Source organism: Pannonibacter sp., assembly GCF_051860505.1.
In the GTDB taxonomy this organism is placed as follows: Bacteria; Pseudomonadota; Alphaproteobacteria; order Rhizobiales; family Stappiaceae; genus Pannonibacter.
Genome location: NZ_JBHYDX010000007.1, coordinates 57,047 through 74,322 on the forward strand (window position 1 = coordinate 57,047; position 17,276 = coordinate 74,322).

At 63.8% G+C, this 17,276-nt stretch carries 15 protein-coding genes and 1 pseudogene; 10 read left to right on the forward strand and 6 right to left on the reverse strand.

Annotation, left to right across the window (positions count from 1 at the left end; translation table 11 throughout):
* Positions 1-34: 34 nt before the first annotated feature.
* A complete protein-coding gene (locus ACTIFE_RS06670; protein WP_439528387.1) occupies positions 35-3,247 on the reverse strand; it encodes a 4Fe-4S dicluster domain-containing protein in 3,213 nt (1,070 codons plus the stop codon).
* 71 nt (positions 3,248-3,318) lie between these two features.
* Positions 3,319-3,768, reverse strand: a complete 450-nt coding sequence (locus tag ACTIFE_RS06675; protein ID WP_106753460.1) for a MarR family winged helix-turn-helix transcriptional regulator — start codon at positions 3,766-3,768, stop codon at positions 3,319-3,321.
* A gap of 150 nt (positions 3,769-3,918) precedes the next feature.
* Here ACTIFE_RS06675 and ACTIFE_RS06680 point away from each other — a divergent pair, with 150 nt between their 5' ends.
* The 3 genes and pseudogenes from ACTIFE_RS06680 (at position 3,919) to ACTIFE_RS06690 (ending at position 6,807) form a co-directional block, all read left to right on the forward strand.
* The gene (locus ACTIFE_RS06680) at positions 3,919-4,920 is read left to right on the forward strand and encodes a TRAP transporter substrate-binding protein (protein WP_439528388.1); all 1,002 of its coding nucleotides are present in this window, start codon (positions 3,919-3,921) and stop codon (positions 4,918-4,920) included.
* A gap of 125 nt (positions 4,921-5,045) precedes the next feature.
* Positions 5,046-5,357: pseudogene (locus ACTIFE_RS06685) on the forward strand (TRAP transporter small permease subunit); the annotation flags it as partial.
* A 142-nt stretch (positions 5,358-5,499) separates the two neighbouring features.
* Positions 5,500-6,807 carry a TRAP transporter large permease gene (locus tag ACTIFE_RS06690; protein WP_439528389.1) on the forward strand — a complete coding sequence of 436 codons (1,308 nt, stop codon included), beginning with the start codon at positions 5,500-5,502 and terminating at the stop codon, positions 6,805-6,807.
* A gap of 44 nt (positions 6,808-6,851) precedes the next feature.
* Here the strand turns inward: ACTIFE_RS06690 and ACTIFE_RS06695 are convergent, their stop codons facing one another.
* Both ACTIFE_RS06695 and ACTIFE_RS06700 read right to left on the reverse strand, forming a co-directional pair.
* Positions 6,852-7,970: a Gfo/Idh/MocA family protein gene (locus ACTIFE_RS06695; protein ID WP_439528390.1), complete on the reverse strand. Its 1,119-nt coding sequence runs from the start codon at positions 7,968-7,970 to the stop codon at positions 6,852-6,854.
* Between the two features lie 13 nt (positions 7,971-7,983).
* Positions 7,984-8,688: a GntR family transcriptional regulator gene (locus tag ACTIFE_RS06700; protein ID WP_439528391.1), complete on the reverse strand. Its 705-nt coding sequence runs from the start codon at positions 8,686-8,688 to the stop codon at positions 7,984-7,986.
* A gap of 134 nt (positions 8,689-8,822) precedes the next feature.
* Here ACTIFE_RS06700 and ACTIFE_RS06705 point away from each other — a divergent pair, with 134 nt between their 5' ends.
* From ACTIFE_RS06705 to ACTIFE_RS06735, 7 genes are all read left to right on the forward strand, one after another.
* Complete coding sequence (locus ACTIFE_RS06705) at positions 8,823-9,980, forward strand: LLM class flavin-dependent oxidoreductase (RefSeq protein ID WP_439528392.1); 1,158 nt, start codon at positions 8,823-8,825, stop codon at positions 9,978-9,980.
* Entirely contained in the window at positions 9,980-10,873 is an 894-nt protein-coding gene (locus ACTIFE_RS06710; RefSeq protein WP_439528393.1) for an aldo/keto reductase, read from the forward strand. The genes ACTIFE_RS06705 and ACTIFE_RS06710 overlap by 1 nt, the downstream gene beginning before the upstream one ends.
* Positions 10,873-11,400 carry a flavin reductase family protein gene (locus tag ACTIFE_RS06715; RefSeq protein WP_439528489.1) on the forward strand — a complete coding sequence of 176 codons (528 nt, stop codon included), beginning with the start codon at positions 10,873-10,875 and terminating at the stop codon, positions 11,398-11,400. The genes ACTIFE_RS06710 and ACTIFE_RS06715 overlap by 1 nt, the downstream gene beginning before the upstream one ends.
* A 54-nt stretch (positions 11,401-11,454) precedes the next feature.
* Positions 11,455-12,045, forward strand: coding sequence for a TRAP transporter small permease (locus ACTIFE_RS06720; RefSeq protein ID WP_439528394.1), 591 nt, complete (start codon positions 11,455-11,457; stop codon positions 12,043-12,045).
* Positions 12,045-13,334 carry a TRAP transporter large permease gene (locus ACTIFE_RS06725; RefSeq protein WP_439528395.1) on the forward strand — a complete coding sequence of 430 codons (1,290 nt, stop codon included), beginning with the start codon at positions 12,045-12,047 and terminating at the stop codon, positions 13,332-13,334. Before ACTIFE_RS06720 ends, ACTIFE_RS06725 begins: the two co-directional genes overlap by 1 nt.
* 28 nt (positions 13,335-13,362) lie before the next feature.
* The gene (locus ACTIFE_RS06730; protein WP_439528396.1) at positions 13,363-14,418 is read left to right on the forward strand and encodes a TRAP transporter substrate-binding protein; all 1,056 of its coding nucleotides are present in this window, start codon (positions 13,363-13,365) and stop codon (positions 14,416-14,418) included.
* Positions 14,419-14,499: 81 nt separating this feature from the next.
* On the forward strand, positions 14,500-15,588 hold the full coding sequence (locus ACTIFE_RS06735; RefSeq protein WP_439528397.1) for a YeiH family protein: 1,089 nt from the start codon (positions 14,500-14,502) through the stop codon (positions 15,586-15,588).
* 55 nt (positions 15,589-15,643) lie between these two features.
* Here the strand turns inward: ACTIFE_RS06735 and ACTIFE_RS06740 are convergent, their stop codons facing one another.
* Positions 15,644-16,750 carry a M24 family metallopeptidase gene (locus ACTIFE_RS06740; RefSeq protein ID WP_439528398.1) on the reverse strand — a complete coding sequence of 369 codons (1,107 nt, stop codon included), beginning with the start codon at positions 16,748-16,750 and terminating at the stop codon, positions 15,644-15,646.
* Positions 16,751-17,209: a GAF domain-containing protein gene (locus ACTIFE_RS06745; protein ID WP_439528399.1), complete on the reverse strand. Its 459-nt coding sequence runs from the start codon at positions 17,207-17,209 to the stop codon at positions 16,751-16,753.
* Between the last annotated feature and the right edge of the window lie 67 nt (positions 17,210-17,276).

Below are 17,276 nucleotides of genomic sequence, written 5' to 3' on the forward strand. Positions count from 1 at the left end.
GGTTGCGCCAGGGAAGTAAACCCGGACCTGGCGATCACAGATCGACCCGCATTCTCCCTCCTGGTGCCGCGGCGCGCGAGCAGCACAGGATCACCTTCGATTGGCGCTCGCCTTCAGACAGGACATAGTCGCGGTGTTCGATCTGCCCGACGCCGTCGTGCCCGACAGCACACACGCCGCAGATCCCGTCCGAGCATTTGGTACTGACCAGAATCCCGGCGGCTTCCAGAACCTCGGTTGCACTCTGATCCGGGCTGACGTCAATGCTGCGCCCCGACTTCAGAAGGTCCAGAACGAAGGGATGGTTCTCCCAGGCCGGCGGTTCCGGCACCTTGAAGAACTCCCGTGACAGGGCTTCATCCGGCCAGCCTTGCGCCCTTGCAGCCTCGAACACGGCCTCCATGTAACGCTCCCCGCCACAGGTGTAGAGCCTGAACCCTGGCTGCCAGACGGGGATGAGACGCCGAAGATCGGCCCGCCCCCCCTCGCGCGCGAAATGAAACCGTGCCTGCCCCGCCCAATGCGTTGCCTCGATCTCTGCTGCAAAGCCGCAGCTCTGCCGGGAGGCAGCGTTGTAGTGCAGTTCGAACCTGCGGCCGAGCGCATGCAGCCGATGCGCCATGGTCAGCATCGGCGTGATCCCGATCCCGCCTGCCATCAGCATGGAGAATGAGGCGGTCTCGTCGAGCGGGAAATGATTGCGCGGCGGCGAAATCAGAATCCGGCGCCCTTCGCGGAACACCCTATGCATGAGCAGCGAGCCGCCGCGCCCCTTGGCCTCGCGCTGGATGCCAAGAACGTAGCGGCTGGTATCGGCGGGATCTCCGGCGAGGGAGTATTGCCGCTGGTACTCGGGCGCAATCACCACATCGACATGCGCCCCTGCCGTGAACGGCGGCAACGGCTTGCCCTGCGGATCGACCAGTTCGAAGCGAACCACATCCTCCGCCAGATCATCGCGCCGGGAAATGATCACCGGGATCACAGGCGCAGGCCCGTCCAGCGGTTGCGGCCCCGGCGCAAGTCCCTCTGTCTCGCCGCGCTCAAGCCTGTCGCGATAAACCTCCGGAGACAGCAAGGCACGGTAGCGGCGGATACCCTCTTCGCGGTCCAGCGGCTGGGTGACGGGATAAGGCTTCGGCATCATGTCCGCCGGGTAGACCGCAAGGGTCTGGTCTTCGGGCTTCAGATCGATGTCGGTGTTCAGCCCGCGCCGGTTGGTAGCAACTGCGGCAACATAGCGCTGACCGGACGGGTCAAGTTCGATATCCCACCACCAGGTTTTGACCGGATTGATCATGCCTCGCCCAAGCTTGTCATCAAGGCTTGCGAGGATCCGCGCGGCTCCCGGCGCAGCAATGGCAATCTTGCGCACGACCGCTTCGGCAAACAGGCCCTCGAGGTTCCACGGGCAGGTTTTCATGCAGCGTCCGCACATGCCGCCCGCCGAATTGGTCAGGCGATAGCGCGTGCATTTCTCTGCGTCCGATTTCCAGATCTCATAGCCGTTATACATGCGCTTCGGACCGGCCGTAATCGCCCCGGACGGGCATTCGCGCGCGCATTTGTTGCAGGCCTCGCAAAACCGCTGCAGCCCGAAGTCGATCGGCTTGTCATGATCCATCGGCATGGACGTGGTCACGGTGCCGGATTTCAGCCGTGGTCCGAGATAGGGATTGAGGATCACTTCCCCGATGCGGCTGACTTCGCCGAGACCCGACAGCAGCAACAGCGGCGGCTGCAACACCTCGCCATCGATCACTGAATGAACGCGGGCGCTGTAGCCAAGCCCGCGCAGATGCTCGGCGATCACGCCGCCAAGCAAAGAGAACCGCAGATAGGCGCGCATCGACTGGGCAACGGAAATCCAGTCGTCACCGCTCGCCCCCTCCATGGTCTCGAAACCCTGGTCGATGAGCAGGTTGATCGCGTGACCATGGTAGGGCGTGATGGGCTGGCCACCGGCATTGTGCGAGTACCAGGCCCAGTCCGGCACCCGGCACAGACCCACCGCATCAGAAGAAAGGAAATATCCTGCCGCTTTCAGATTGTCGGCATTGCGCACCGGGTCGAGGGTTGAGGGATGAACCGGCGCCTTGGCGTCACCGAACTGCAGCAGCAACAGCGCGCCCAGCGCACGGCGGGCACAGGCTCCGATCGGGCTCTTGACGACGTAATGCCCGCCCTTCGCCGCTTCCTGGACCTTCTTGCCCATATCGCCGAACAGGGCGCGGGCGAAGAAATCCGCCCGCTTGGGAAACCGGGGCACTCTCGGCTCATCAATGAACGTGGTTGGCGTCTCACGCCGGCGGATCGTCTCGAACGGAAACGCGCCCTGGCGATATTCCCGGCGGCGAAACGCGTCAACCGGTCGGGACACGGGCCGACCCTTGCCCCGTAAAGCCCAGCCGCTGGGGCCGGCCGTCGCTCCAAGCATCCGGTCAACCTCGAGCGGCAACGTCGTCGTGACAACCGCCAGGGAATAGCCCATCCCGACAAAGGGTGCTTCTGCAACAGGGTGGCCGTCTGCCCCCGCACTTATCCTCGCAAGACCTGCGCTAACGGCAACCCGGGCCAGATCGACCTCAGAGGTCGTGGCCGAGTGCGCACGCGCTTCTGCCCCGAGCAAACGCAGATAGCTGGCAAGGACAACGGCGGTGTTGGCCGCCAGAACCGCGGCGCGCTGCGACTGAACCCCTTGCAACCAGTCACACCCCGGCTCATCTGCCCCGGGCTCCCTCGCATGGTCCACCAGAATGACGAGGGCATGGGTGTGATGCGTGACCGGTCCATGAGGCGTGCGGGCGGAATCGAGCACATCCGCATAGATCGCATCAATGCCCGCCGCGTGGCTGGTCGGCTGCCCGGCCTCCAGTTCGGCGCGCAGCAGGTCGATCATCGGATTTCTGAGCGGAGCATCCAGAAAGTGCGCAAGTTCAAGCCGGGCAATGCCCATCATTGCGGCATCAAAAAAGTACCCGGCTGCCTTGAGATGCCGGCTGCGTTCCTCAGGGTCTTCAGGGACCTCAGCCGGAGCATAGGTGATAGGTCCATCCCGCACCGTGTCGAACATGCCCATGAACCGCCCCATGGCGCGGGCAAGGTTCACCGGGTCGTCATTGTCGAACGACAACGGGCGCATCGCCGGCAGCAGATCCAGCGGCGGGCGCTTGTCACTGCGACCCAGTCGCTCAAGCGGAAATGGTCCAAGGTGGACCGGCCGGTCCTTGGTTGAAAACAGTCGCATGTACCGCGTCCTCTCCCGCCGGGCGGATGTTGCCTCCGCTTCGGCCTGTTCAACGACCGGCACATGTCCGGTCAGAAGTCTGACAGGTCTTCCCGTTCACCGGCCGCCAGCAGATCCAGTGCCTCCATCAGCACGGAAAACTGTTCAGGGGCCAGCTTGCCGGTAAAATGTTCGTTCATGGCGTTGACCGGGCCACGGGTGGTGCGGACGATCCGCATCCCCTCCCCGGTCAGTTCGATCTCCACGGCACGCCCATCCGGTCCGCTTCCGGGCTGGCGTTGCAAGTACCCCTTCTTTTCCAGCACCCGCAGCAGGCGCGACATCGTCGGCCGCGTCACGCCGACATAGTCGGCAAGATCCGAAGGCGTGCGAACATCCTCTTCCCCCACACCGATCATCACGCACCACATCAGGCGCGTCAGACCATGCTCGGCGAGAATCTCCTCAAGCCGCCCCTGCAGGATCCGCGACAGGCGCGACACCCGGTATCCAAGGCGCTGATGCAGTTTGTACTGGCTCATTCCGGACCCCGTTCGTGCGAACAGACTTGACTAACTGGTTATCAGTGTCAATCATCTAATTGTCAGTGATAACTAACGAGCTTGCCAACCAAGGCCAGCCGTCAGCGCCGGAGGCCCCATTGCGGTGCATCCGGATCCGGAGAGGAACGCATGGTCAAGACGATTCTCGCAACGCTTGCCGTAGGGCTTGCACTCGTTTCCGCCGCTCCCGCCGTAGAGGCCAAGGAGCTCAAGCTGGCGCATTTCATGTCGCCGCAACACCCGATGGACCGTCACGTGATGACACCGCTGGCCGAAACGGTCGGCGCTGCCAGCGGCGGGGCCCTGACGATCAAGGTCTATCCAGCCGGGGAACTGGGGGCGGGGCCGAACCAGCAATACCGGCGAACCGTCACTGGTATCGCAGATATTGCCTTCAACCTGCCGCAGTACACCCCGACCCAATTCAAACGGTCGGCGCTGCTGCACGTGCCCGGCCTCTTCACCTCGCCCGAGCAGGCGACCCGCACGATCTGGGACAATATGGCAGCCCTGGCGCCCGACTTTACGGAAGTGAAGCTGCTGGCCTACTGGACCAATAACCCATCCCTGCTGTTTACGCGCAGCAAGCCGGTCCGCTCTCTCGCCGACATGCAAGGTCTCAAGGTCCGTGTCCCGGATCCGGTTTCGGCTAAGATCGTCGAGGCCTGGGGCGGCATACCGGTCTCGCTGCCTGCAACCGAAGCCTACAATGCCATGAGCACTGGCGTGGTCGACGCCGTGATGATCGATGCGTCCGCCGTCTCGTCCTACAATCTGCAGGAAGTGACGAAATACGCGACCATGAACATCCCCGGCGCGCTCTCCACCTTCACCCTGATCATGAACCAGGCCGCCTATGACGGTCTCGACGCTGCGCAGACGGGCATCATCGAAGTCGAGACCGGTCTGCCACTGTCGCTGAAGGCCGCCGAAGCGTTTCGCATGGCGGGAGACAAGGGCGTGGCGATGCTGAAGGACGCCAAGGTCGAATTGATCGAACTGGATCCGGCAACCGTCACTGCCTTCCAGTCGGCCATGCAGGCTCCGGTCGAGGGGTTCCTGGAGGCCGAAGGCACAGCGGGCGGGTTTGATGCCCTTGTCTTCGTGGCCGGGTTCAAACCCGCAAACTGAGCGGAAAAGGGCGATCAACCATGTCCCGTCTTCCTCAGGAAGAGGGCACCGGCGGAACCAATGGTCCGCCGGACGCCCCTTCCGCGCCTGAACCCGGTCACACGACGACCCGGCCCCCCGTGGCAATGGCCCTGCCCCTGCTGGTCCTGGAAATTGTCGGCAGCCTGTGCCTCGCAGCACTCCTGACCCTGACCGTCAGCGATGCGTTCTTGCGGTCTCTTGCCAACCGGCCCGTATTTGGGGCCAGCGACCTGATCCAGGTCCTGCTCTGCCTCGTTGTCGCGGCCTCACTACCCTTATGCGTTGCCGCCGGACGCGCCATTGCCATCGACATGCTCGTCGAACGTCTTCCCGCCCGGCTGCGCAAGCCACTTGCGCGCCTGATGGCCGCCACCTCGGCCGGGCTCCTGCTGCTGGCGGCCTGGCGCTGCTACGTCAATGCCGGCGAGGCGCGCAATTCGGAGAGAGCACGATGCTGCTGCGCATCGGCTACGGCCCGTTCTACCTCGCCCTTGCCATCTCCTTCTTCTTCTGCGCGCTGCTGTTTGCCGCAGAAGCCCTGCGCAGAAAGGAAACGGCATGAGCGCGGCCGTCATCGGTCTTGCCGGCTTCGCCGGTCTCTTCGTCCTCATGGGGCTCGGCATTCCTGTTGGCCTCGCCATGCTTCTGACAGGACTGGTCGGAACCATCGCCATCACCGGCTGGACCTCGGCGGCCTACACTTTGTCCGGGCAGGCCTTTGCCACCGCTTCCCACTATGACCTGTCGGTGCTGCCGCTGTTCGTGCTGATGGGAAACCTCGCCTCGGCCTCCGGCCTCAGCCGCGATCTCTATGATGCTGCCTATCGCTGGATCGGACATGTGCGCGGAGGTCTCGCCGGCGCCACCGTGCTTGGATGTGCCGGCTTTGCCGCCCTGTCCGGATCCTCGATCGCCTCGGCTGTCACCATGGGCCGGGTCGCCTATCCCAATATGCGGCGGTATGGCTATGGCGGGCGCCTGGCCGCAGGCACGGTTGCGGCAGGCGGCACGCTCGGCATCCTGATCCCACCGTCCACCGGCTTCGTGCTCTATGCCATTCTTACCGAGCAGTCGATTGGACGCCTGTTCATGGCCGGTGTTCTGCCCGGCCTGCTGCTGACGGGCCTGTTCCTCGTGGCGGTGGCCATCGTCGTGCGGCTGAAACCTGACGAAGGCCCACGCGGCCCTTCCTTTTCATTGGTAGAGAAAGGACAGGCCACCCTCAGGGCAACCGGGATTTTCACCATCATCGGCTTGACTATCGGCGGGATCTATTCCGGCCTTTTCACCCCGGTGGAAGCCTCGGGTGTGGGGGCCGCCTTCGCACTCCTGATGCTGGCGATCCGCCGCAAGTTCGGCCTCAAGACCTTGCGCTCGGTGTTCCTGGACACCCTGCAGACGACCGGCATGAGCTTCCTGATCCTGATCGGGGCCAGCGTATTTGCCCCCTTTGTGGCGCTGTCCGGTCTTCCCGCCATGGTCGCCGACGCCTTTGCCGGTGCCGGCCTGGGTCCCATCGGCACCCTGGCGATAATTCTGGTCGCCTATGCCATCCTCGGCATGTTCATCGAGGGGCTGTCCTTGATGGTGATCACGCTGCCCATCGTGTTCCCGCTGATATCTGCGCTTGGCTTCGATCCGATCTGGTTCGGCGTCATCATGGTGATTGTGCTGGAAATGGGCCTGATCAGCCCGCCGGTCGGGGTCAATTGCTTTGTCGTCGCCACGATTGCGCGGGATATAAAGTTGGAAACTGTCTTTGCCGGCATCCTGCCGTTCTGGCTGGCGATGATCCTGGCCATGGTGATCCTGGTGATCTGGCCGGACATTGCCCTCATGTTGCCCAATGCGATGTATGCGAAATAGCGGCAAGGCCCCGGGACGGATCAAACGCCCCGGGGCCAGTGGTCTCAGTGAACAGCTTTCGGAGCATAGGCCAGAGTAGCGATATCAACGGCCTGCCCAGTGCGCGCCGACTCCTGCGCCGCCAGCCCGATAGTCACGGCCCACCAGCCGTCGGCGAGCGCGACTTCCACATGACCCGCCTCCAGAACAGCCCGCTGGAACCGCTGGTGCTGATAGAATGTCGACCCGTTGTGATCGCCGGCCTCCAGCAGCGCGGGATCCACCGGGATCTCCACCATGCGCGGACCCTTTGGATTGCGCGGCGACACGATCACCTGGGCAATTGGAGGCGCGCCAAGATGTTCGGGCCAGAACCGGCCGGGACCGGGCACCAGACACTCGATCTTGCCCATGGGACCAACGGCCGAGATCTCTTCCTGGTAGCGCGCCCCTTCAGCAAACATGCAGAGTTCGAGCATCGCGCGGGCACCGGAGGCAAAATCGACGATCACATAGGCGTTGTCCCAGATGTCCGAGCGTTCGCCGGCATACACCTCATCCAGATGGTTCACAGCCTGCCCGCCGGAAGCCATCACCCGCACCGGGTCCGACTTCAGGATGTGCCGCATCAGGTCGAAGAAGTGGCAGCACTTCTCCACCAGCGTGCCGCCGGTGTTGCGGTTGAGACGGTTCCAGTCGCCGACCTTTTCAAGGAAGGGAAAGCGGTGCTCACGAATCGACAGCATCTTGATGCCACCGGTCGCGGCCTCGGCTTCCTCGATCATGCGCGCCACGGGCGGCATGTAGCGGTACTCCATCGCAACCCAGATCGGCGCGGGATAGGCCGCGCGCAGGGCGGCAAGGCGCGGAGCATCTTCCGGCGCCGTAAACAACGGCTTCTCGACCAGGACCGGTAGCGGCCGCATCGAGGCAATTGCTTCAAGCTGCGCCAGATGCAGGTAGTTGGGGCTGGCAATCAGCAGGCAGTTCACCTCGGCCACATCGAGGAGATCCGCAATCGAATCGACCATCTTCGCACCAGGCACCGCTTCGGCCGCCTGCGCGCGCATCCCGGCATCGGGTTCATAGATGGCCGCAACGCCGGTGTCCGGCAGGAGAGCGATGTTGCGCAGGTGTTCCTGCCCCATCATGCCGCAGCCGATGATTCCGTAATTCAGCTTCACCTGAAGAGTTCCCCTATTTGAGACGGGCCACGTAACGGGCCACGGTATGGTCGAACCAGGTACGGGAGACTTCCGCCCGCGTTCCGTCCTGCGCCTGGCTGATACGAAGAATGTGCGGCACCGGAGCCCCGATGGGCTGACCAAAGAGCGCAGGCGCAAAATCCGGCACATGGTCGAGACCCACCTGATCCTCGGCCCGGGTGATCCACAGGCCAAGCCGGGTGCGATAATAAAGGTAGAGCGATTCCGAGAGGTCCTCGGGCTCAATGCGCTCAACATAAGAGCCGTCGAGCCAGATCTCCTCGACGGCCGCAACCTTCCCCGACAATCGCCGCAGGCGGCGGATGCGGTGCCCCTCAGCGGACGACCCGAAAGCAGGAAGATCGTCGGGCTTCGCCATCCGGGTGACCGAAAGAACGTCTGCCGTCGGCAAACCGCCGCCGCCAAGCAGTTCCAGCCGGAACATGGCATAGAGGCTCTTTGGATCGCTCACGGCATGGATGTAGTTGCCCGAGCCCTGGATCCGCTCCAGCAACCCCCTCGCCTGCAGTTCAGACAGTGCCTTGCGCAGCGTGCCGACCGCTATGCCGAGTTCCTGCGCCATTTCACGCTCTGGCGGCAACCGCTCGCCATCGATAAGGCGCCCCGCCGCAATGTCGCGAACCAAAAGCTCGGTGATCTGGAGATAGATCGGCAGACTGCCTTTGGGCTGGGTCATCGCTTTGAATTTATGCCGCTTTTAGGTTGGCCTGCGGCAGGAGCGCGCAGACCGCAAAAAATTGATACACTATTGATTTACATCAAGGCGGGTGATACGCAAGAAGAAAGTTCGATGCCGCTGGGGGAAATTCGATGACCGTGGTGCCTGTCACATCCGCCGATCTGGATGCCTGTGAAGTGTCCTGGTTCGCTGCGCTGTGCTCCGACGACTATGAATATCTCGGGGTTCCCGATGGCCGCCTGCGGTCCAGCTTCGAGCACTGCTCGTCTATCGTCCGGAAGGCAGAAGGACATGGCTTCCGCAACATTCTCTGCCCGTCGTCCTACCAGGTCGGCCAGGACACGCTGAGCTTCGTCGCCGGCTGCGCCCCGATCACCGACCGCATCAACTTCCTGGCGGCGATCCGATGCGGCGAGATGCAGCCGATCATGCTCGCCCGGACAGTGGCAACCCTCGACCACATGCTGAAAGGGCGCCTGACGCTCAACGTCATCAGTTCCGACTTCCCCGGGGAAGTGGCTGACAGCGCCTATCGTTACAAACGCAGCCACGAGGTGGTGGAAATCCTGCGGCAGGCCTGGACGCGCGACACCATCGACCACGACGGCGAGGTCTACCAGTTCAAGGGCGTAACAACGGAGCCCGCCCGCCCCTATCAGCAGAACGGCGGCCCTTTGCTCTACTTCGGCGGCTATTCCCCCGATGCTCTGGAGCTGTGCGGATCCCAGTGCGACGTCTATCTGATGTGGCCGGAGACCAGGGACCAGCTCGCCGCCCGCATGAAGGCCGTGCACGAGCGCGCCGCCGCCCATGGCCGGACGCTCGATTACGGTCTGCGCGTGCACATGATCGTCCGCGATACGGAAGCCGAAGCCCGCGAGTATGCCGAGCATCTCGTCTCAAGGCTGGACGATGAATACGGCAAGCTGATCCGCGACCGCGCCCACGATTCCATCTCGCTCGGCGTCGCCCATCAGGCCCGCGCCCGCGAACTGGCCGATCAGTTCGGCTACATCGAACCAAACCTGTGGACCGGCATCGGCCGGGCCCGATCCGGTTGCGGTGCGGCCCTCGTCGGGTCAACCGACCAGATCCTGAGCCAGATCGAGGAGTACCGGAAGATGGGCATCCGTGCCTTCATCTTCTCCGGCTACCCGCATCTCGACGAAGCCGACCACTTCGGGACCAAGGTCCTGCCCCACCTGAAAACCTGCTCGCTGCCGCATGCCTATGGCCGCGTGCCGAGCGAGACCCCGGCGACACCGCTGGGCGCTGGAGACCGCCGTTGATGGACCGCATTTCGCTTAGCCCCGATCTCAGCTTCAGCCGCATTGTGTATGGCATGTGGCGGATCGGCGATGACGCCGACACCTCCCCGGCCCATGTTCAGGCCAAGATCGAGGCCTGCCTCGCCCAGGGCATCACCACCATGGACCAGGCCGACATCTATGGCGGCTACACCGCAGAGGGCATTCTGGGCGCGGCCCTGAAGGCCGCCCCGGCCTTGCGGGACCGGATTGAGCTTGTCACCAAATGCGACATCGTCGCGCCGGTCGGCCGCTATTCCGCCGCGCGCGTCAAACACTACGATACAAGCGCCGCGCATATCACGGCGTCCGTCGAAACGTCCCTGCGCGAAATGGCGACAGACCGGATTGACCTGCTGCTGATCCATCGCCCGGATCCATTGATGGACGCAGAAGAGACGGGCAAGGCCCTCGACGCGCTTGTCGCCTCTGGCAAGGTGCGCAGTGTCGGCGTGTCGAACTTCCGGCCCTGGGATTTTTCGCTGCTGCAGTCGGCCATGCACACGCGTCTCGTCACCAACCAGATCGAGATCAGCCTGACGGAGCCCGCCCCCTTCACCAATGGTGATCTTGCCTATCTGCAGGAGCGTAAGCTGCCGGTGATGGCCTGGTCGCCGCTGGGCGGCGGCAGTCTGTTCTCCGGTGCCAATGCACCGCTGCTGGCCGCACTGAAGCGCATCGCAGCTGACTATGAGGTCGACGTGACCGCCGTCGCAGTCACCTGGCTGCTGCGGCATCCGGCCAGGATCATCCCGGTCATGGGCACCAACCGCCTCGACCGGATTGCCCGCTTCCATGAAGCGATGAAGGTCGTGATGGACCGGCAGACATGGTTTGAACTTTACACCTTGGCGATCAGGAAAGAGGTGCCGTGATGATGGCTGCAAATGACAGACACGCCCATGGCGAGACCGTTTTCAGCCCGGATGCCGGCAATTCCCGCGCCTTCCGCATGGCGCTGGGGAGCTTCACGACCGGCGTGACCGTGGTCACCGCCATGGGCGCGGACGGTCCGATGGGCATGACGGTGAACAGCTTCACCTCCGTGTCCCTCGATCCACCGCTGGTGCTGTGGTCTCCGGCCAAAAGCTCCTCGAAGCACGATGCCTTCGCTGCCATCGACCACTACGCCATTCATGTCCTGAGCGCGGAACAGGACGGCCTCAGCGCCTGCTTCACCCGCGGGGGCACGGCCTTTGACGGGCTGGACTGGCAACTGAACCCGGACGGCATTCCGGTCATTCCGGGCACTTTGGCCCGGTTCGAATGCCGCCGCTTCGCCCTGCATGACGCGGGCGACCATTCGCTGATCATCGGCCGCGTGCTGCGCGTCGCCCACCGCGACGGTGATCCGCTCTGTTTCTCGCGCGGCATGTACGGGCATTTCGCGCGCAAGGCCTGACAGGACTGCACGGCGCGGACCCGGGGGGAGACCGGTCCGCGAGGGGAGGAAGACATGGAACTGTTGCTGGCTGCCACAAGGCTTCTTGGCCAGGCCAACGCCGCCGCACTCGCTTTCGGGCGTTGGCTCGGCGCGCTTTGCGTCGGGGCCATGGTCGTGATCATTCTCGTGCAGGTCGTCTATCGCTATGGCCTGCAGAACGCCCTGCCCTGGACGGAGGAGGCCTCGCGTTTCCTCATGCTCTGGATGACCGGCCTGATGGCGCCCACCGCCTACCGGCGCGGCGGGTTTGTCGGCATCGACATGGTGCTGCTGCTTCTGCCCCGAATGGCGGCGGCCTTGCTGTCCCTGCTGCTGCTGTTCCTCTCCGGCGTGCTGCTGTGGGTCGGCATGCGGATCGGCTGGGCCGAGGTCATGGGGCTTGGCGGGCGCTTTGCCTTGCCCTCCGTCTCCGTGCCGACCTCACTGGACCTCTCGACATGGATGAGCATCCCGCGCGGCTGGATGATGGCGTCCCTCGCCGTCGGCGTCACCGCCATGTTCATCGTCAATATCGAACTGGTCCTACGTGCGATCCTGTCGCTCTTCGGCCGCGGCCGTGACCTGGCGCCCGTCGCCATGGCCAGCACGTTGGGAGCCGAATGATGCTGACCCTGTTCCTGCCCCTGTTTCTCGTCTTTTTGATGCTTGGCCTGCCGATCGTCTTCGGCCTCATTGCGGCCCCGGGCATCCTGCTGTGGCTCAACGGCCAGGAGCGCGACATTGTTCTCCTGTACCGTAACGTCTACAACGGCATGGACAGCTTCCCGCTGATGGCGATCCCCTTCTTCATGCTCGCCGGCGAGCTGATGAACCGGGCCGGCATCACGCTTCGGCTGGTCGAGTTTGCCCAGGCCCTGATCGGCCACCTGCGCGGCGGTCTTGCCCATGTCAACATCCTGTCCTCAATGCTGTTTGCCGGCCTGTCCGGATCGGCTGTCGCTGACGTTTCGGCCCTTGGGTCCATGATGATCCCGGCGATGGAGAAGCAGGGCTACACCCGCCGCTTTGCCGCCGCTGTCACGGCCGCCTCCGCCATCATCGGCCCGATCATCCCGCCCTCCGGCATCATGATCATCTATGCCTATGTGATGGGCGAAAGCGTCGCGGCCCTGTTCCTGGCCGGCATTGTCCCGGGCATCCTCATTGGCCTGTCGCTGATGGGCATCGTCTGGCTGCTCGCCGACAAGGAAAACCTGCCGCTGGCTACGCGCCGCGCCAGCTGGGGCGAGCGCGGACACGCAAGCCTGAAGGCCTTCTGGCCGCTTCTCACCCCCGTCATCATCATGGGCGGCATCCTCGGCGGCATTTTCACGCCAACGGAAGCCTCCGCCATTGCCGTCGGCTATGCCTTCTTCATCGGGCTGTTCGTGCTGCGCACGCTGAAGCTGAACGAGATCCCGGACGTGCTGACCCGCGCCGGCATGACATCTGCCGTGGTGTTGCTGCTGGTCGGCGCCGCAATGGCCTTCAAGACCGTGGCAAGCCTGTCGCACACACCGGAACTGCTGGCCGACATCATCCTCGGGCTCAGCGACAACCCGCTGGTGCTTCTGTTCCTGATCAACGTGCTGCTGTTCATCGTCGGCATGTTCCTGGATGCAGGACCGGCCATCATCATCCTCGGACCGATCCTCGGCCCGATCTTCCTCGAACTTGGCGTTGACCCGGTGCATTTCGCCATCGTCATGGCGGTGAACCTCACCGTAGGCCTGCTCACTCCGCCCATGGGGCTGGTGTTGTTCGTCACCTCGTCCGTCTCCGGGCTGCGCGTCGAGACCATTGCCCGCGCCACATTGCCGTTCTTGGCCGCGGAAATCGCCGTGATCTTCCTGATCACCTATTTCCCGGCCCTCACCCTCACGATCCCGCGCCTTGCCGGATTTGTGGACTGACTTCAGACGTAAAGGGAGGACTGAAGGAATGTTGAAGACCATGCTGAAGACCGTGCTTCTGGCCAGCACGCTGTGCGTCGCCGGGCTGGCCCATGCCGCAGACATCACACTGCGCGCCACGGCCAACTCGAACGAGAACGATGAAGACTATGACGGCCTCATCGTGTTCAAGAACTACATCGAGAATGCCTCGAACGGGGCCATCGCGGTGGAACTGTTCATCGGTACACAGCTTTGCGCAACTGGGGAGGAGTGTCTGCAGGGTGTGGCCGATGGCTCGATCGACGTCTACATTTCGACGTCGGGCGGTGCAGCCGGCCTGTTCCCCTACATTCAGGTGCTGGACCTGCCGTATCTGATGAGTGACGACCGGGTCGCCGAAGAGGTCCTGTCCGGCAACTTTACCCGCGAGTTGCGCGCCAAGGCCCTTGCCGACAGCGACAACAAGATCCGCCTGATGACCATCGGCAACACCGGCGGCTGGCGCAACTACGCCAACACCCAGAAGACGGTGAAGACGCCGGACGACCTCAAGGGCCTGAAGATGCGCACCGTTCCGGCGGCCCTGCCGCAGCAGGTGGCAACCTCCGTTGGCGCGGCTCCGACGCCGATTCCGTGGCCGGAACTCTTCACCTCTCTGCAGACCGGCGTGGTTGAAGGCACCGCCAACGGCATCACCGACATCATGTCGATGAAGTTCCCGGACGCTGGCCTCAAGTACCTGACCCTCGACGGGCACAGCTACATGGGCGCCTTCTGGTGGATGTCCAACGACCGCTTCCAGAGCCTCACCCCGGCCCAGAAGCAGATTGTTGTCGACGGCTTTGCTGCCCTGCAGCAGGCAACTTTCGCCTCGCCGAAGCGCAAGGAAATCGCCGCCTACCAGGACTTCATCAAGTCCGGCGGTGAAGTCTATGTCCCGACGACCGAGGAAAAGGCCGCCTTCAAGGGCGCAGTTGCTCCGGTCTTCGATTGGTTCAAGGCCAATGTGAAGGATGGCGGCGAAGTCTTTGACATGTTCCAGGCCGCCGTCGCCGAAGCTGAAGCGAAGGTTGCAGCTGAACGCGCCGCCGATCTGAACTAAAATGCCCCGGGAGGTGGCGCCCTGCGCCACCTCCCTTCCTTCTCTCTGCGCGAAAAGCGCGTCCTTGCCCGAAAGTCCGCGATGACCGCGCCCGATCCGGCCAATGGCCCGGCACCGACCTCGCCTGCCGCCTCCTCTGCCCCGAACGATCCAATCACGTCAGCTGCCTTCTGGCGTATCCGTTTTCCGGGTCTGTCGATCTCCATCCTGATCGCGCTCGCTTCCGCCTTCCTGTCGGAGCACTACGGCGCCCCAGCGATGCTGCTGGCGATCCTGATCGGCCTCGCCCTGCATTTCCTCGCCGAAGATCCGCGCATGGGTCCCGGCCTTGAGTTCGCTGCAAAGGCGCTGCTGCGCGCCGGTATTGCTCTGCTTGGCCTGCGGATCAGCCTCACCATGTTCGCCGACCTCGGACTGCCGATGCTCGGCGTTCTGATCGCCGCCGTGGTCCTGACCATCGGCTTCGGCATCCTTGCCGCGCGGCTGACTGGCCATTCCGCGTCCTTCGGCACCCTCACCGGCGGAGCTGTGGCGATCTGCGGCGCCTCGGCGGCCATGGCCATCGCCGCCGTGCTGCCAAGGCGCAACCCGCAGGACGCGGAGCGCGACATGGTCTTTGCCGTCTTCGGCGTGACGATGCTGTCGACCCTTGCGATGATCGGCTATCCGATCCTCGCCTCGGCGTTGGATCTGGGACCGGTGATCACTGGCGTCTTCCTCGGCGCGACAATCCATGACGTCGCCCAGGTGGTCGGTGCCGGTTTCTCGGTATCGCAGGAGACCGGCGACATGGCGGTGCTGGTCAAGCTGATCCGGGTCACCCTGCTGGCACCCGTGGTCCTGGTCATCGCCCTCGCCTATCGGCGCGGCGGCACCATCGAGGGATCGGTTCGCCCGCCGTTGCTGCCGGGCTTCGTCATCATCTTTCTCGCACTGGTGGCCATAAATTCAGCCGTGACCATCCCGCCCGTTGTGACGGAGGCCGCCAACGCGACATCCCGCTGGGCCCTGCTGGCGGCCATTGCTGCCGTGGGCGTCAAGACATCCCTGCCGAATGTGCTGAAGGTTGGTCGCAAGGCCATCGCGCTGCTCATCGCTGAAACAGTCTTTCTCGCGGTCCTGATAGTGATCGCTGTCGAAGTGCTGCCATTGGCACGGCTGGATCAGTAAAACCGCGGCCCGGTTCGCACCGGGCCGCTTTGTTGTCGAGCAAGGCTGTCGGCCTTTACACCACGGCGAGATCGCGGCTGAGACCCGACAGGATCTCGCAGCCGTTCGCGGTCACCACGGCGACTTCCTCAAGGCGGATGCCGAAGCGGCCGGGCAGATAGATGCCGGGCTCAATGGTGAAGACCATGCCTTCTTCCAGCACCAGTTCGTTGGCGCTGGTGATATAGGGCTGCTCGTGCACTTCCGTGCCCAAACCGTGGCCGGTCCGGTGAGTAAAGAAGTCGCCATAGCCGGCATCGGTAATGACCTGACGTGCGGCCAGGTCGACGCTGCGGGCCGAAACTCCTGGCCGGGCCGCTGCCATGGCGGCGCGGACGGCAGCGTCCACGACCTGATGTACATCACGATAGCCGGCCGGCGGCTCGCCGAAGCTGACCATCCGGGTGATGTCCGAATTGTAGCCATTCTTCATGCCACCGATATCGACCAGGACGATATCACCCCGCTTCAATGTGGCAGAGCCCGTGTGATGGTGCGGATACGCACTGTTCGGGCCGATGGCCAGAATGGCGAAGGTCGGCCGGGCCCCGTGCGCGGCAAAAGTCTCCTGCACCACGGCTGCAAGTTCGCTCTCGCTGATACCCTCGGCCAAGGCATCGCGCACCGCGACCTGCGCGATATCGGCGATCCGGGCATTGTCCTTGAGCAACGCGATTTCATCAGCCGTCTTGATCATGCGCAGCCCGCCGACCGTTTCGGAGGCAAAGCTGCGGCCACACCCGGCCAGCGCGTCGGTCAGCATGAGCGCGTGGTCGGCGCGCATGGTTTCATCGAGACCGAAACGGCGCGCCCTGGGAGCGGCATAGCCGAGCGCTTCCGCCAGAGCCTTGGCGGGACCGACATCATCCTTCCATTCGAAGAATTTCAGGTCCGTGTGCTGGCGGCTGTCGTCGGCATTGAGCGCCGGCATCAGGAAGCAGGCGTTTTCAGGGCCAATCAGGCAGAGCGAAGGCCGCTCGTCGGCCGCCGGGGCAAAGCCCAGCAGCCAGCGCAGGTGCGCGCCCGGGGCAAGGGCCACCAGATCGGTGCCGGTGGCTTCCATCTTCTGGCGCAGGCGCGCCAGGCGCTCTGCTACGTAGGGCTTTGCGGCATCGTCAGCCATTCAGGCCTCCATTGGCACGCGGGCCATGGCCTCCAGGAGCGTCGCGCGATGGTCCGCGACAAGGGCCTCCAGCTTGGCCACCCGCTCGGGGGTGAAATGTCCCTCAACGTCCAGGATATTGACGGTGCCCACGACCTTCTCGCCGTCGGAGACGGGAATGTTCATGGCCGAGTGGCAGCCGAGCTGATTGATGAGGGCGTGATCGAAGAAATAGATCGCGAATTCCGGCGTCGTATTGGCGACGAAGCTCTTTGCTCCGTCGATGACGACTTCTGTCCAGCCATCCGAGCGCATCGGCTTCGTGCCGGAGGTCGGATAATCGACCGGATGGGATGTATAGGCCCGGCGGCTGAGGCCTGCCTTGCGGTCCAGAACGGTGACGGTGAACAGGCGAGCGCCCACGGCGGTGCGGGCAGCCTCATGCAAGGCCGCAAAAGCGGTATCGGGGGACGAGGTCATCTGATTGATCCGGGCGGGATGGGGAAGATTGGGACCGGAGGGCAGCAGGGCCACCCTCCGGGTGGTC